At 67.2% G+C, this 14,737-nt stretch carries 17 protein-coding genes, 1 tRNA gene and 1 pseudogene; 11 read left to right on the top strand and 8 right to left on the bottom strand.

Going from position 1 to position 14,737, the window contains the following annotated elements; all coding sequences use genetic code 11:
- The first annotated feature begins 20 nt into the window (after positions 1 to 20).
- A complete protein-coding gene (locus V5F48_RS20410) occupies positions 21 to 905 on the top strand; it encodes a transglutaminase family protein (RefSeq protein ID WP_394260152.1) in 885 nt (294 codons plus the stop codon).
- Positions 906 to 1,014: 109 nt separating this feature from the next.
- Here V5F48_RS20410 and V5F48_RS20405 read toward each other — a convergent pair whose 3' ends face one another.
- Both V5F48_RS20405 and V5F48_RS20400 read right to left on the bottom strand, forming a co-directional pair.
- Complete coding sequence (locus V5F48_RS20405) at positions 1,015 to 2,544, bottom strand: malonate--CoA ligase (RefSeq protein WP_394260151.1); 1,530 nt, start codon at positions 2,542 to 2,544, stop codon at positions 1,015 to 1,017.
- Between the two features lie 60 nt (positions 2,545 to 2,604).
- Positions 2,605 to 3,975, bottom strand: coding sequence for a malonyl-CoA decarboxylase (locus V5F48_RS20400; protein ID WP_394260150.1), 1,371 nt, complete (start codon positions 3,973 to 3,975; stop codon positions 2,605 to 2,607).
- Between the two features lie 156 nt (positions 3,976 to 4,131).
- Here V5F48_RS20400 and V5F48_RS20395 point away from each other — a divergent pair, with 156 nt between their 5' ends.
- From V5F48_RS20395 to V5F48_RS20380, 4 genes are all read left to right on the top strand, one after another.
- Positions 4,132 to 4,494 (top strand): hypothetical protein, encoded by a 363-nt coding sequence (locus V5F48_RS20395; protein ID WP_394260149.1) that lies wholly within the window; start codon positions 4,132 to 4,134, stop codon positions 4,492 to 4,494.
- 18 nt (positions 4,495 to 4,512) lie between these two features.
- Positions 4,513 to 4,589, top strand: a tRNA-Arg gene (locus tag V5F48_RS20390).
- 647 nt (positions 4,590 to 5,236) lie between these two features.
- On the top strand, positions 5,237 to 5,518 hold the full coding sequence (locus V5F48_RS20385) for a ribbon-helix-helix domain-containing protein (RefSeq protein ID WP_394260148.1): 282 nt from the start codon (positions 5,237 to 5,239) through the stop codon (positions 5,516 to 5,518).
- Positions 5,515 to 5,799 carry a type II toxin-antitoxin system RelE/ParE family toxin gene (locus V5F48_RS20380; protein WP_394260147.1) on the top strand — a complete coding sequence of 95 codons (285 nt, stop codon included), beginning with the start codon at positions 5,515 to 5,517 and terminating at the stop codon, positions 5,797 to 5,799. Before V5F48_RS20385 ends, V5F48_RS20380 begins: the two co-directional genes overlap by 4 nt.
- 224 nt (positions 5,800 to 6,023) lie before the next feature.
- Here the strand turns inward: V5F48_RS20380 and V5F48_RS20375 are convergent, their stop codons facing one another.
- Genes V5F48_RS20375 through V5F48_RS20360 form a run of 4 tightly spaced genes read right to left on the bottom strand, consistent with a single transcriptional unit; the run spans position 6,024 to position 8,069 of the window.
- The gene (locus V5F48_RS20375; RefSeq protein WP_394260146.1) at positions 6,024 to 6,428 is read right to left on the bottom strand and encodes an OsmC family protein; all 405 of its coding nucleotides are present in this window, start codon (positions 6,426 to 6,428) and stop codon (positions 6,024 to 6,026) included.
- An 8-nt stretch (positions 6,429 to 6,436) separates the two neighbouring features.
- Positions 6,437 to 6,673: a thioredoxin family protein gene (locus V5F48_RS20370; protein ID WP_237347777.1), complete on the bottom strand. Its 237-nt coding sequence runs from the start codon at positions 6,671 to 6,673 to the stop codon at positions 6,437 to 6,439.
- A 35-nt stretch (positions 6,674 to 6,708) separates the two neighbouring features.
- On the bottom strand, positions 6,709 to 7,773 hold the full coding sequence (locus tag V5F48_RS20365) for a permease (RefSeq protein WP_394260145.1): 1,065 nt from the start codon (positions 7,771 to 7,773) through the stop codon (positions 6,709 to 6,711).
- A complete protein-coding gene (locus V5F48_RS20360) occupies positions 7,770 to 8,069 on the bottom strand; it encodes an ArsR/SmtB family transcription factor (protein ID WP_394260144.1) in 300 nt (99 codons plus the stop codon). Before V5F48_RS20360 ends, V5F48_RS20365 begins: the two co-directional genes overlap by 4 nt.
- A gap of 288 nt (positions 8,070 to 8,357) precedes the next feature.
- Between V5F48_RS20360 and V5F48_RS20355 the strand changes: the two genes are divergently transcribed.
- From V5F48_RS20355 to V5F48_RS20340, 4 genes are all read left to right on the top strand, one after another.
- Entirely contained in the window at positions 8,358 to 8,924 is a 567-nt protein-coding gene (locus V5F48_RS20355) for a Spy/CpxP family protein refolding chaperone (protein ID WP_394260143.1), read from the top strand.
- Positions 8,925 to 9,267: 343 nt separating this feature from the next.
- The gene (locus tag V5F48_RS20350) at positions 9,268 to 10,407 is read left to right on the top strand and encodes an efflux RND transporter periplasmic adaptor subunit (protein ID WP_394260142.1); all 1,140 of its coding nucleotides are present in this window, start codon (positions 9,268 to 9,270) and stop codon (positions 10,405 to 10,407) included.
- A complete protein-coding gene (locus tag V5F48_RS20345; protein ID WP_394260141.1) occupies positions 10,404 to 11,537 on the top strand; it encodes an ABC transporter permease in 1,134 nt (377 codons plus the stop codon). The genes V5F48_RS20350 and V5F48_RS20345 overlap by 4 nt, the downstream gene beginning before the upstream one ends.
- Before the next feature lie 5 nt (positions 11,538 to 11,542).
- Positions 11,543 to 12,256, top strand: a complete 714-nt coding sequence (locus V5F48_RS20340; RefSeq protein ID WP_394260140.1) for an ABC transporter ATP-binding protein — start codon at positions 11,543 to 11,545, stop codon at positions 12,254 to 12,256.
- Between the two features lie 21 nt (positions 12,257 to 12,277).
- On the opposite strand, the gene V5F48_RS20335 is transcribed toward V5F48_RS20340, so the two are convergent.
- On the bottom strand, positions 12,278 to 12,778 hold the full coding sequence (locus tag V5F48_RS20335; protein ID WP_394260139.1) for a cytochrome b: 501 nt from the start codon (positions 12,776 to 12,778) through the stop codon (positions 12,278 to 12,280).
- Between the two features lie 63 nt (positions 12,779 to 12,841).
- Positions 12,842 to 13,411: an EF-hand domain-containing protein gene (locus V5F48_RS20330; RefSeq protein ID WP_394260138.1), complete on the bottom strand. Its 570-nt coding sequence runs from the start codon at positions 13,409 to 13,411 to the stop codon at positions 12,842 to 12,844.
- 171 nt (positions 13,412 to 13,582) lie between these two features.
- Here V5F48_RS20330 and V5F48_RS20325 point away from each other — a divergent pair, with 171 nt between their 5' ends.
- Together V5F48_RS20325 and V5F48_RS20320 are read left to right on the top strand one after the other, a co-directional pair.
- A complete protein-coding gene (locus V5F48_RS20325; RefSeq protein WP_394260137.1) occupies positions 13,583 to 14,317 on the top strand; it encodes a response regulator in 735 nt (244 codons plus the stop codon).
- Positions 14,314 to 14,737: pseudogene (locus V5F48_RS20320) on the top strand (ATP-binding protein); the annotation flags it as partial. The gene V5F48_RS20325 and the pseudogene V5F48_RS20320, both read left to right, overlap by 4 nt.

Here is a 14,737-nt window from a genome sequence, read left to right as displayed (position 1 = left end):
CATCCGCGAGGAAGGGACCGATGCTCTACGACATCCGCCAGACCACCACCTACAGCTATCAGGTGCCCGTGCGGGTGGTGCGGCAGGTGCTGCGCATGACGCCGGTGGACCGCATCGGCCACCAGCACGTCATCGCCCACATCCTCGACATCGATCCTGATCCGGCGGAGCTGGAACACGGCATCGACTTCTTCGGCAACGGCCTCACCTGGCTCACCCTCGATCAGCCCCACGACCATCTCTCGCTCACCACCCGCAGCCGCGTGGACGTGACCTCCACCGCCCTGCCGGATCCGGCCGAGACGCTGCTGGTGGACGATGTGCGCGCCGCGGCGCTGGAGGAGGCGGACCTGGGTCCGGACGCTGCGGCCCACGGCCTGTTTCCCAGCCGCGCCGTGCCGCTCGACGCCGATATCACCGAGTGGACCGCCACCAGCTTCCGCGGCGACCGCCCGGTGCTGGAGGCGGGGCTGGAGCTGATGCACCGGGTCTATGAGGATTTCACCTATGAGCCCGGCGCCACCCATGTGGCCACCCGGCCCCATGAGGCTTTCGCCGCGAGGGCCGGGGTGTGCCAGGACTTCGCCCAGGTGATGATTGCCGGGCTGCGCGGCCTCGGCCTGCCGGCGCGCTACGTTTCCGGCTATCTGCGCACCATCCCGCCGGAAGGCCAGCCGCGCCTTGAAGGGGCGGACGCGACCCATGCCTGGGTCGAGATCTGGTGCGGACCGGAGACCGGCTGGATCGGCCTTGATCCCACCAATGCCATTCCTGTGGGGGACGACCACATCATCCTCGCGGTCGGCCGCGACTATGCCGATGTGGCGCCGGTGGACGGGGTCATCGTCACCTCCGGCGACCATCTCCTGTCCGTGGGCGTGGACGTGGCCCCCGTGGTGCGGTGAAAGGACCTTATACCATCGGCCTCGGTCTTCGACCGATGCCAAGTGGGTGACGCTCAAATGCCGCGCGGGCTTGACCCATGCTCATGAGACGAGCTCATGGGCATGGGTATCACGCCACGCTGCGATAGATGTCCTTGTAGGTGTCGCGCAGCACGTTCTTCTGCACCTTGCCCATGGTGTTGCGCGGCAGCTCCGGCACGAAGAACACGCGCTTGGGTTGCTTGAACTTCGCGAGGCGGTCCTCCAGCGCGGCATGGATGTCCGCCTCGGTCAGGCTGGCGCCTCCTGCGGGCACCACCACGGCGGTGACCCCCTCGCCGAAATCGGGATGGGGCACGCCGATCACCGCGCTTTCGGCCACGCCGGCAATGGCGTCGATCTCGCCTTCCACCTCCTTGGGATAGACATTGAAGCCGCCGGTGATGACGAGGTCCTTGCCCCGGCCGACGATGTGCACGTAGCCCCTGACGTCGATCTTGCCGAGATCGCCGGTGATGAAGAAGCCGTCGCGGAACTCCGCTGCCGTCTTCTCCGGCATGCGCCAGTAGCCCTTGAAGACGTTGGGACCCTTCACCTCGATCATGCCGATCTCGTCGGTGGGCAGCACCCGCCCGGTCTCCGGATCGGTGACGCGCAGGCAAATGCCGGGCAAGGGGAAGCCCACCGTGCCGGCGAGGCGATCGCCGTCATAGGGGTTGGAGGTGTTCATGTTGGTCTCGGTCATGCCGTAGCGTTCGAGAATGGCGTGGCCGGTGCGCTCGAAGAAGGCGCGATGGGTCTCCGCCAAAAGCGGCGCCGAGCCGGAGACGAACAGGCGCATCTTCGCCGTGGCCTCATGCGTGAGGCCCGGCTGGTCGAGGAGGCGGGTGTAGAAGGTGGGCACGCCCATCAGGCTCGTGACCTTGCCCGCCGCCATCAGCTCCAGCGCCTCGCGCGGATCGAACTTCGCCCGGAAGACCATGGAGGCACCGGCCAGAAGCACGATGTTGGACGCCACGAACAGCCCGTGGGTGTGGAAGATGGGCAGGGCGTGGAGCAGCACGTCGTTCGACGTGAACCGCCATTCGTCCTTCAGCGTCAGGGCGTTGGACAAGAGGTTGTCGTGGCTCAGCATGGCGCCCTTGGCGCGTCCGGTGGTGCCGGAGGTGTAGAGGATGCCGCCGAGGTCTTCCGGCCCGCGCGGCACGTCAGCAAAATCCGCCGGCAACTGCGCCGCCCCGTCCATCAGCGAGCCGGTGCCGTCGGCGCCCAGGGTCTCGATGGAGGGCACGCCGAGGCGTGTCGCCAAGGCGCGGGCGTCGTTCTCGATCTGCGGCGAGCAGACGAAGAGCGTGGGTTCGGCATCCGAGAGGAAATACGCCACCTCGTTCAGGGTGTAGGCGGTGTTGAGCGGCAGGTAGACGCCACCGGCGCGCACCGTGGCGAGGTAGAGCGCGAGGGCCGGCCAGGATTTCTCCACCTGCACCGCCACCCGGTCGCCGGGCTTCACCCCCACCGCCACCAGCAGATGGGCAAGGCGGGCGGAGAGCGCGAGCAGGGCACCATAGGTCTCCACCCGCCCATCGGCGAGGCTGGCGAGGGGCGTGTCGAGGGCGGGCATGGCGGCGCGGATGGCGCCGAAGAGGTGGTTTTCGCTCATCGTGTCTCTCGTGCCATCGGCCCGGTTGTCCGGGAACCGATCCATTCTGGTCGATCCGCCTCAGGAGGTGGGGACGAGGGCGCGGCTGGCGGCCTCGGCCTTCAGCAGCTTCTTCACAGGCCCGCTCGCCACCACCTCGCCCTTGCCGAGGAAGGCTTCGTGATTCTTCTCGATGTCCGCCAGCACGTAGCGGTAGTTTACCATCAGCCCGGCGGCCTGGGCGATGCCCTTGGGGGAGAGGTCGCCCATGGGGTTGATGCGTTCCAGCCGCGCCCCGTTGCCCAGGTGGAAGCGCGCCACCGGGTCCACCGGCTTGCCCTTGGCGGTGCGCGCGACCATGAAATAATAGGCCGCCGCCGCCGAGAGCACCGGTGCGAGGGCCTCGCGCGTCTCCGCCGTCTCGGCCCAGTCCGGTGTATCGAGCACGGCCAGCGCCTCGCGGTCGGCGGGGGTGAGGGCAGGGGAGTTCTCCGCCTTGCGCTCGGCGTCCAGCCACGCGCGGAAGCCGGGCACTGGCGAAAGGGTGACGAAGGTGGAGAGCGAGGGAATCTCGCGGGAAATCTCCTCCACCACCTGCTTGATCAGGAAGTTGCCGAAGGAGACGCCGCCGAGCCCGCGCTGGCAGTTGGAGATGGAATAGAACACCGCGGTGGTGGCCTTTTCCGGCTCCAGATGCGCGCGCGACTGGTCCAGCACCGGGGCGATGGCGCCCGGAATGTCCTTGGTGAGCGCCACTTCCACGAAGATCAGCGGCTCATCCACGAGGGCGGGGTGAAAGAAGGCGTAGCAGCGCCGGTCCGGCGTATCCACGCGGGCGCGCAGATCGTTCCAGTCGCGGATGGCGTGCACCGCCTCGTAGCGGATGATCTTTTCCAGCACGTTGGCGGGCGTCGCCCAGTCGATGCGGCGCAGCACGAGAAACCCCCGGTTGAACCAGGATGAGAAGAGGTGGCCGAAATCCCGGTCCACGGCGGCCAGATCCCGGCGATGGACGAGGGCGTCCATGAGATTCTCGCGCATGCGCACCAGGGAGAGTGTGGCGCCGGGGCCGAGGTTGAACCGGCGGAACAGCTCCTGCCGGCGCGGCTCGCTGGCCAGATGGAGTTCGGCGGCCGCCGCGTCGGAGCCGGTGCGGCCGTAGCTCTCGATGGCCTTTTCGAGCCGGGCGCGATCCGGCCCGAAGGTCTCCGCCAAGGCTTCGAAGAAGGCGATGCGCTCGCCCGTCTTCATGCGGGCGTAGCGGTCGAGGATGTCGGAGGCCAGGGCCACGCCGGAGGCCTCGCCCCGGCCGGAGAGCAACTGCTCGCACCGCTCCACCAGGGTGGCCGCCTTGGTGGCGCCGGACACCCGGCTCGACCGGTCGAGCAGCGAGCGCCCGCGCTCCGCGATGGAGGTGAGGAGGTCGCCGAAGAAGGAAGTGTTGGAACTCATCGCATCGCCCCGCCGTGATCCCAGAGCCCGCTGCCGAAGCGCCTATGGGAAAGCGGGAAGCCGGCGATGGCAAGGCGCGCGTGCGCCGCACGCTCCATCTCTTTCGGCTGAGAGCGTCCGGGTGATGCAGCCCTGTCGTCGGCTCGCCTCCATCTGGTGCGCCGCATAAAGGCGTCCTTCGCTGCGCATGAGGCCATCCTGGCGGGGCTTTCCGCCGGAGACGGCGTCGCGGCGGCGGAATGGGCGCGCGCCCAAGTTCTGGTCCAAAGCGAACGTTTCATGGCCTTGCTCGCCGTGTTGCAGGCGGAGGCCGAGGCTTTGGCACCTGTTGCCGCCCGCGCCGGCTTCCAGTATGAAGACCCAAGCAGCGTCCGCAACGCGCACCCGTGGCTCAGCCGGATAGAGCGCCGGGCGCGTGTTAAGCCGGTCGATGCGAAGAGTGCGAAGAAAAGCGTTTTTGATTTCAAAGACTTGCGAGCGTTGGGCCGAGGGCTTCACTTTCGCAGGGAATCCGCGTAAGCACTGCGTCAGCAGCAGGCACCCGTAGCTCAGCTGGATAGAGCGCCGCCCTCCGAAGGCGGAGGCCACACGTTCGAATCGTGTCGGGTGCGCCACTTGCAACTAAGGGTTGTTTTGGCCTTTTGCGTCACAGCCGCCCGTTTGTCCTGCGCTGGAAGCTGATTGGCCGTCTTGGCAGGGTCGTGACGCGACCCCTACCTGCATCCGAATCCCGTCTTCTCCAAAATTCGACAGGGTATGAGACGCGCGGCTTGGGCGCCCCTGGCTCACGGTCTCTTGCGTGCCGCGAGGTCGGTAGATCCCCTATGCCTCGCCGCGGTGATCAGGTCTTCCTTTACAAGCACCGGGACAGCTTCCGTCTTTCATCCCGCCGCCCAGCTCTCGCCTCCACTTCTCGCTCCTTGGTCGCTGATCTGAACACTCTCTGTGACGGATGCGTCGTGCACCGGCTGGAAGGTCCCGGGCGTGCTCGATTGGTCACCCCGGCACCTTCCAGCGGGTGTCGCCGGTGCGGGGATCTTTCCCCCTGGCGCGCTTACGGGCTGTGACCCGTTGCGGCCCTTTGGAACGCCTGCTTTGGGGGCACGAACTGAACCAGCAAGGCCTTAGCCATTACGCAACGTCATGGCGGTGCACAGCTTCTTTGCTGGAGATGGTGCCGGGCTGCTCCCGACTTCCGAAAACTCTCCGCTTGCTGTTGGTAGTAAGCTTGCCTACCATTGGACAAAAGGAGAACGGTCTCATGGCCAATGTCGAGAAGGTGAGTGTCGCCCTCACCCCTGAAATGGCGGCGATGATGCGTGAGGTGGTCGAGACCGGCGAGTATGCGTCGGCGAGCGAGGTCATGCGGGAGGCCCTGCGCGACTGGAAGCACCGGAGGACGCTGCGTGCCAAGGCCGTCGAAGAGCTGGGGCAGTTGTGGGATGCCGGCATGAGCAGCGGCCCCGCTGTCGATGGTGATGAAGCCTTCGCCCGGATCAGGCAGAAGCTCGATGCCAAGATTGCCGGACGTGGGGGAGAATGAGCGACCGGCTTCGACCACAGGCCGAGGCGGACATCGAAGCCATCGCCCTTTACATTGCCGAGGACAATCCTTCAGCGGCCCGACACTGGTACGAAGATATTTACCGCCGTTGCCAGCGGATCGGGGAGATGCCAGGCATCGGCGTTGCGAGGCCGGAGGTACGGCCTGAGCTGAGAAGCCTCCCAGCCGGCAACTACCTGATTTTGTACCGCCAGATCGACGAGGGAGCGGAGATCGTCCGTGTCGTGCACGGCGCACGACAATGGGAAGATCTGCTCTAGATCGCGCCCGCGGATGGCTGCCAGGCAGGGCTGGAGATGATCCTTTGTGGATTTAGGAAACGTCTGCTTGTGGTTACCCAACAGAGCATGACCGCCGAAAGGGTATGCCGATCGCCGTGCGCATCGGCGCGCAGATGACCACGCCTCGTTTCGTCATGGACTTGGCCTTTCATGGATCACGACTGATCGCATGCGCGCTGGCGGGGCCGGCGCGCTGATGACGCTCACCCCTTCCTTCGGATGGTCCCGTCCAATCGGGTTGCTTCCGCCACGGTGTTCGAAATCGTGCCGTACTTGCGGACGTTGGTGTGGAGCAAAGCCAGGCGCTGCTCCGTCTCGTCCGTATCGACGATCAATTCGTAATCCACCGAGATGATCTTCGGCGGCGCGTCCTGCCGAACGGCGTGGAGCGCGACCTCCACCCCGCGCAGCTCGAAATTCAGCATCGGGGTCACCCGCTCGATGCCCTTGATCATGCAGGCCGCGATGGCGGCGAGAAACAGTTCCGCCGGGTTGAACGCATCGGCGCGTCCGCCGACGTCGGTGTCGAGGGTGATCTCGGCCTCTTTGGTGCGGGCGAGGCTGCCGTGTGCGTCGATGCGCGCCGCGCGAACCTTGTATTCCAGCATGGCAGCGTTCAGGCCGCGAGCCAGCGGGCGACGTCGTCCGGCTTGGGCAGACCGCCCGCATGCACCACCTTGCCGTCGATGACGATGCCGGGGGTCGAGGCGATGCCGTAGCCGGCGATCACCGCATAGTCCGTCACCTTCTCCACGCTCACGTCGAGCCCGAGCTTGGCCGCCTCGTCCCGCACCATCTGCGCCGTTGCCTCGCAGCGGGAGCAGCCGGGGCCGAGCACCTTCACGTCTTTCATGGTTTTTGCCTTTCTTGGCCTTCGCCTTTCTTGTTTTAAGAGAACAGCGCGTTGAACAGGAAGCCCACGGCGAGGATGCCGGCGCCGACCACGCCCACGAACACGGCGATCAGCTTCAGGCTCAGCACTTTGCGCAGGATGATCATTTCCGGCAGCGACAGGGCGATCACCGCCATCATGAAGGCGAGCACGGTGCCCAGCGCCGCCCCCTTGGCCAGCAGGGCCTCCACCACCGGGATGATGCCCGCGGCATTGGAATACATGGGAATGCCCAGCAGGACCGCGGCGGGAACCGACCACCACGCATCCCGCCCCATGATGGAGGCGAGGAGGTCCGCCGGCACGAAGCCGTGGATGAAGGCGCCCGCCGCGATGCCGGCGATGATCCACATCCACACCTTGCCGACGATGTCGCGCACCGCGTCGAGGCCGGCTTTGATGCGATCCACCAGCGTCATGCCGTTCGGCGGCAGCTCGACCGGAGCGGCGCGCACGTTGCGCACCCAGTCTTCCAGCCAGCTCTCCAGGTGCAGCCGCCCGATGACCCAGCCGGCGACGATGGCCACCGCCAGGCCGAAGGCCAGATAGGTGAGCGCCACCTTCCAGCCCACGAGCGCGAACAGCAGGCCCAGCGCCACCTCATTGACCATGGGCGCAGCGATGAGGAAGGAGAAGGTGACGCCAAGGGGGACCCCGGCGGAGACGAAACCGACGAACAGCGGCACCGCCGAGCAGGAGCAGAAAGGCGTGACGATGCCGAGGCCGGCGGCCGCGATATTGCCGAGCCCCTCGCGCTTTCCGGCGAGCAGCGCACGGGTGCGCTCGGCGGAGAAGAAGCTGCGCACCACGCCCATGGCGAACACCACCAGCGTCAGCAGCATCAGCACCTTGGGCGTGTCGTAGATGAAGAACGTGACCGCATCGGCAAGATGGCTGCCGGGCTCCACCGGCAGGCGGGCCACCAGCCATTGGGAGAAGGGCGCGAGCTGGGCATAGACCACGAACCAGAGGGCGATCGCCGCTATCGTTGCCGCGGCCCAGGCCAGAGGCGATGCATCCCGCGGCGGCTTGCGCCCGGTCAATGACAGGTCGGCGCTCATGCGGCTCTCCTGTTCGATGACGCGTCCAGGCTGATGAGGACGGCATCAATGATGGCGGCCTGCTCGGCCGGCAATTCGGGATTGCGGCGGTAGCGCACCCATTGGGCGTCCCGCCGGTCCACCACGACGCCCGCCTGCTTGAGCACCGCCATATGGCGCGACATGCGGGACTGGGTGACACCGAGGACGCGCACGAGTTCGCAGACGCAATGCTCGCGCCCGTCCCATAGGAGGCGCATCGCCGCGAGGCGGGTGGGTTCGGCCAGGGCCGACAGAAGGGTGAGGGCGGACTGCATGGGATCTATTTACGCTCATGCGCATATGCGTGCAAACGCATTTTTGATCGAGGTCTATCGCCGGTAGCGCGGTGATGCCGGCCATCGGTAACGACAGTTTCGGGTGTGCCCGCCCGCTGCTGTGGGTCGCGCGACAGGACCGCGAAAGCCGTCCGCCATGCCTCACGATTGGGGCATTGCGCGTGGATCGATGCGGCAGGAGGCGCAGGCGCGGCGTAAAATGTTCGGGCTCAACCCCGGCGCAGGTCGGAGGGGCGGACGTGTCCGCCCGCAGGAAGGGAGAGCGTCATGAAGATCAAGTCTTTTTCCGTCACGGGCGTCGCAGCGTTCGCGCTGGTCGCGGCGGCATTGTCCGCCGTGCCGGCGAGCGCCCAGATGGGCGGTGGGCCCGGCTATGGTCCGGGCATGATGGGTCAGGGTCCGGGATATATGGGTCCCGGCCAGGGGGGCTGGGGTCCCGGGTTCCATCGCTCGGCCCGGGGCATGATGGGCGGCTGCGGTGGCTGGATGACGGGTGATGCCGACGGCCAGCTCCCCGCCTTCATTGAGGGGCGAGTTGCCTTCCTGAAGGCCGAGCTCGGCGTCACCGATGCGCAGACCAAGGCATGGGACGCCTATGTGGTGGCGATGAAGAACAATTTCGTCAGCATGCAGGGCCTGCACCAGTCCATGCGCGCCAGCTTTGACGCCGATACGCCGATGGAGCGCCTTGAGTCCCGCGTCGCGGTGATGGAAGCCCGCGTCGCCGCTCTCAAGGGCATGAAGCAGCCGCTAAGCGACCTCTACACCGCGCTCAGCGATGGCCAGAAGAAGAAGGCCAACGAGCTGCTCACCGGCATGGGATGCATGATGTGAGCGTGACGGGGCGGGCCTCGCCGCCGTGGGGGGCGGAGGCCCCCCCTCTGTCGTACTTTGTCGCGACCGGCCTGTCTCATCGGGTTTGCTCCGCCAGGCGGATGTTGCCGGGATTGTCGTCCGCCGCGCGCATTGAGCCTGCCGAGGATCGCCCGGGGTCCGAGCAATGCGCCGCGTCCGAAATGATGCTGATATCGGCCTCACCCGGATGTCGGTGCGACGCGGTGGAGACTTCTGGGAGGAGGTGAAAGTGTCGGACGGACAAGACGGGGCGCAGCCGCCCATGCCTTCCTCATCCGCGGGCGCCGCCGAAAGGCGCCCCAGAGGACGGATGCTCAGGACGATGGCCCTGTCCGCCGCGGCGGTCGCCATGCTTGTGGCGGGGGTCTTGTTCGTCGGCAGCAGGCCCATTGCCGTCAACGTCGCCTCTCCCGAGCAAAACGTGCCGGTGCGGGTGTTCGGCCTGGGCACCGTCGAGGCCCAGGTGTTGTCCAAGATCGGCTTCGAGGTCGGTGCGACCCTCACCGAGCTTCTGGCCGATCATGGGGACCGCGTGTCCCAGGGGCAGCTGCTCGCGCGCCTCGACGCGGGGGAGCAGGAGGCCAAGGTCGCCAAGGCGGTGGCTGCAGTGGAGATCGCCGAGGTCAACATCCGTCGCGCCGAGGCGAACCTCCAGAAGGCGAAGGCCGTCTTCGCCCAGAAGCAGGTGGCCAACCGGCGCAAGCAAACCCTGGCGGGACGCGATATCGTCTCCCAGCAAGTCGCCGAGGAGACGCTGCTCGACGAGGCTGTCGCCAATGCGGATGCGCTTGTGGCGGAAAGCGAGCTTGCAAGCTCCAAGGCCCAGCTCGCCGATGCGCGCGCCCAGCTGCAGTTTGAGCAGACCATGCTGCGCCATCGCACGCTGGTCGCGCCCTACGACGCCATCGTCATCGCGCGCCACAAGGAGGCCGGCAGCGTCGTCAATCCGGGGGAGCCCATCTTTTCCCTCGTGGCGGTCGGCACCTATTGGGGGCTGGCCTATGTGGACGAGGCGCGTGCCGGCTTCATCGAGGAGGGCCAGCGTGTCGACGCCCGCAGGCGCTCAAGCCCGCAGCAAACCTTCACCGGGCGCGTGACGCGCATCGGCCTTGAAAGCGACCGTGTCACGGAGGAGCGGCGCATCTATGTGAAGGGAGACAATCCTCCGCCCCGCATCTTCCTCGGCGAGCAAGTCGAGTTCTGGATCTCCGTCGCCACGCTCGACAAGGCCCTGCTCGTTCCGGAAGCCGCCGTGCAAGGCTATGACGGGCGGGAAGGCAAGGTCTGGACCGTGGAGCAGGGACGCCTCAAGCGCCGTCTCGTCGCCTTTCGCCACCGCACCGAGGATGGGCGGCTCGAAATCGTCGGCGGCCTGCCCGAGGGAGCGCTTGTCGTCACCCAGGTCGATCCGGCCTTCAAGGAGGACCGGGCCGCGCGCGCCATCGAGGCAGGCGCCCCATGAACCTTGCCTATCGCGACATTTGCCACAACCTCGGGCGCTTCTTGCTGACCTGCCTGGGGCTCGCCCTTTTGCTCGGGGTAGTCATGGCGATGATCGGAATTTATCGCGGCATCGTCGTTGACGCCTTGACGATCTCCCGTGCGCCGGCAGTCAATCTCTGGGTCGTGGAAGCCAACTCGCGCGGCCCGTTCGCCGAAGCGTCCCGCATTCCAGGCGACGTTCGCGAAGCGGTGGCGCGCATTGCCGGCGTGACCGCGGCAGGCGGCATCACCTACCAGACCGTCGAGGCAGATCATCAAGGCCGCAAGCTCCGCCTCTATGTCATCGGCTACGAGCTCACGAGGCCAGGGGGGCCGCCGGAGATCGTCGAAGGACGCGCCATCGCGCGCAGCCATTTCGAGATGGTCGCCGATCAGGCGACCGGACTTGTTCTCGGCGACAGGATCAAGCTCGGGCGCAACACGTTCGCGGTCGTCGGCCTCACCCGGCACCAGGTCAATTCCGGCGGCGACCCGGCTGTCTACATCACGTTGGGGGACGCGCAGAAGCTGCAGTTCGATCTTGGTCCTCCCGCGGCCCGCGTCCAGATCGCACGCGGAACCGCGGGGGCCGGTCGCGACACGGTCAATGCCGTCATCGCACGCCTTCAACCCAATGCGTCAGTGGATGCCGTGGCGGAGACGGTTCGTCGGTGGAAACACTTTTCGGCCATCACGCAGGCGGAGCAGGAGGATATCCTGTCCCGGTCGCTGGTCGATCGCGCCCGACGCCAGATCGGGCTGTTCACGACAATCCTGCTCTTTGTGTCCGCGGTGATCATCGCCCTCATCATCTATACGATGACCATGGAAAAGCTGAAGCAGATCGCGACGCTCAAGCTGATCGGCGCCCCCGATCGCACGATCGTCCTGATGATCGTGCAGCAGGCGCTGGCGCTCGGCCTGATCGGGTTCACGCTCGGCACGGCCATGATCTTCGCCATTAAGGATCATTTCCCGCGTCGGGTGGTCCTCGATGCGGACAATGTCGCCGGGCTCGGCCTGATCGTGCTTGCGGTTTGCATCGCGTCGAGCGGCCTGGGTGTTCGCGCGGCCTTGCGGGTTGATCCCGCCACAGCGCTCGGAGGGTAGGCGACATGCCATTGGCCGGTGATCCCCTGGTTCGCCTCGATCACATCTCCAAGCATTTCGGCACGGGAGCAACGCGTGTCGATGCCCTGCGCGACGTCTCGCTGACGGTCTACCCGCGCCAGGTGGTGGCTCTGCTGGGTCCGTCGGGCTCCGGCAAGACGACACTGCTGAACGTGATCGGCTGCATCCTCGCGGCCTCGTCGGGATCGATGGCGCTCGATGGCGAGCGCGTGATCGAGGATGGGCGCTGGCTGAGGTCGGATCTCAGGCGTCTGCGGCTGGACAAGATCGGCTTCATTTTCCAGTTCCACAACCTGATCCCCTTTCTCGACGCAACCGACAATGTGGCCCTCGTCCTGCGCCTGGCCGGCAAGGATGCCGAGACGGCCCGAGCACGGGCGGCCGAGCTCCTCGACTATCTGGAGGTCGGCAATCGACGCTCGGCGATGCCGGCCAAGCTTTCGGGCGGGGAGGCGCAGCGTGTCGCGATCGCCCGCGCGCTGGCCAATCGCCCGCGCATCATCCTGGCTGACGAGCCCACCGCGGCCCTCGACTCCAAGCGCGCCGGGATCGTCATGGACCTCTTGCGCCAGGTCGCCATCGATCAGGATGCCGCGATCATCGCCGTCACCCACGATGAGAAGATCTTTGATCGCTTCGACCACATCTTCGCCCTTCGCGATGGCCGGCTGGAAGCCGAAGCGGTTTCACCCGCCTGAGGTTCCGCGACGCCCCCGCCCTCAGGCGCCGGGACGTACCATGCGCCGCATGACGCTGGTCTTCAGCACGCTCTGGTGAAAGATCACGGCGAGGACGTGCAGAACGATCAGCGCCAGCAGAACCACCTTCAGCACGTTGTGGGCGCCGGCCGCGGGCCGGACATCGGCGAACCAAGCGAGGGCGCCGGAGACCGAAAGGGCGATCAGCACCCCATAGAAAGCGAGATGCGTCGCCCGCGCCAGCACGGCGAGCGCCGGGGGCTCGCGCTCGGGCAGCGGCGGCGTGCCGCGCGTCGCGCGCAGGGCGATGCGCCACAGGACCAGCGCGAGGATGAGGACGCCGCCCGCCACATGGGCAGGGACCAGCGGGTCGAACCCGAGGGCCGCCGTGCCCTTCACATAGGCGCTCCAGGCCTCGGCGATGGCGTCGTTGAAGAGATATTGGGCGGCCACGAGAGCCGCGACCGCCCAATGCAGGGCGATCTGGGTGCGAGAGTATCCGGCGGCGACGGGGACGGTCATGACTTTGCCTTTCCGTGTCGGGGGATGGGGCGGCCCCGGCGCGGGACCGCCCCCGGCTCCGGATCAGTTCCCCGGCTTGGTGCCGGGCGCGGCCTGCTGGCCGTGCCACGCCTGCATCCGCGCCATCATCTGGGCGGGAAAGCGCATCTCCTCGGCGCTCAGCTGGCCGTCGCCATTGGCGTCGAGCATGGCGAAGGGGCGGTCGGCCATGTTCTTCGTCACCTCGGCGAAGAGCTTGCCGAACTCCTCGCGGGACAAGGTGCCGTTGCCGTCGCCATCATGGCTCGCCCGCAGCTTCTCGATGCCGGCTTCCGCCTCGGCGACGGTCACGGTGCCGTTCCCATCGGCGTCGAAGGTCATGAAGACCTGCGCGGCGGCGAAGCGGCCCATGGGCCCATGCATGCCGCCGCCCATGGGGCCGCCCATGCCACCGCCCATGCGCCCACCCATTGGGCCGTTCATGGGGCCACCCATGCCCTGCCAGCCCGGGCCGCCATGGCCGCCCATCATGCCGAAGCCGGGACCGCCGCCCCAGCAGCCACCCGGGCCGCCGGCAATGGCGGGGATCGACACCGCCCCCACTACGGCAACGGCGGCGACGGCGCCCAGGATCGCGAGCGTCTTGCGTTTCATGTCCTCACCTCATCGGTTGTGCATTTCGATGGGGGGAGGATGGGCGGGCTGCGTCGCAGCAGGATATCGGCGGAAGGGGCGAAGTGTATCGCTCTGTCGCAAGCCCCGCCTTCGCGACCGGACGCGACAATTGGTTTTCCGGGTCGCCCAAGGAGGCGCTAAACCTGCCCCATGCCAGAGCACCCTCACATTCCTCACATCCTGGTCGTGGACGATCACCGCGAGATCAGGGATGCGGTCGGCCGGTACCTGGAGAAGAACGGGCTGAGGGCGACCACCGCGAAGTCGGCGGCTGAGATGGACGAGCATCTGCGGGGCGGACGCTTCGATCTCGTGATCCTCGACGTGATGATGCCGGGCGAGGACGGGCTTTCGGCGGCGCGTCGCCTGAGCGCGGCGGGCGGCCCGCCCATCCTCATGCTCAGCGCGCTGGCGGAGGAGACCGACCGGGTGGTCGGCCTTGAGATCGGCGCGGACGACTATCTGGTGAAGCCCTTCAGCCCCCGCGAGCTGCTGGCGCGGGTGAAGGCCATCCTGCGTCGCAGCGAGCGCCCCGAACTGTTGGCGGGCGCCCTCGGCGGGCGCAAGCTGGCCTTTGCCGGCTGGGTACTTGATACCGACAGCCGCCAGCTCGTGCATGCGGCGGATGGACGGGAGGTCGCCCTCACCACCGCCGAATTCAAGCTGCTGGTGGCCTTTCTGGAGCGGCCCCGCTTTGTGCTCTCCCGCGACCAGCTGATGGACCTGACCAGCGGCCGCAGCGCCGACGCCTTCGACCGCACCATCGACAACCAGGTCAGCCGTCTGCGCCGCAAGATCGAGGCGAACCCGGCTGAGCCGAAGATCATCACCACCATCCGGGCAGGCGGCTACAGCCTCGCCGCCGATGTGCGGGAGGCGAGATGAGGCGTCTTCTGCCCACCAGCCTGCTGGCCCAGGTGGCCCTGCTTTCGGTGGCAGCCATGATCCTCGGCCAGATCGCCAGCTTCTGGCTGTTCACGGCGGAGCGGGGCGCGATCATCCGGGCGGATCAGCGCGCCATGGCCGTCGAGCACGCGACGCGGCTCGCAAGGCTGGTCGACGGGGCGCCCGCGCCCGAGCGCGGCGAGCTGGTGGAGGCTGCCACCTCCCGTGCCCTGCGCTTCGCGCTCTCCCCCGATCCGGCGGTGCCCGAGGGCCGTTCGGACATTGCGGTGGACTGGCCCGGCGCCCGCGCGCAGGAGGGTTGGGACACCTTCCATCGCGGCCATGGGCCACCCGCTCCCATGCGATGGCTCAGGGACTACGGCATCGCCCCGGCCGAGCTGCGCCTTTCGCTGCCGCTCG

This window comes from Xanthobacter autotrophicus ATCC 700552 (genome assembly GCF_043194565.1).
In the GTDB taxonomy this organism is placed as follows: Bacteria; Pseudomonadota; Alphaproteobacteria; order Rhizobiales; family Xanthobacteraceae; genus Xanthobacter; species Xanthobacter autotrophicus_F.
This window is presented reverse-complemented; position numbering and strand designations above follow the sequence as displayed.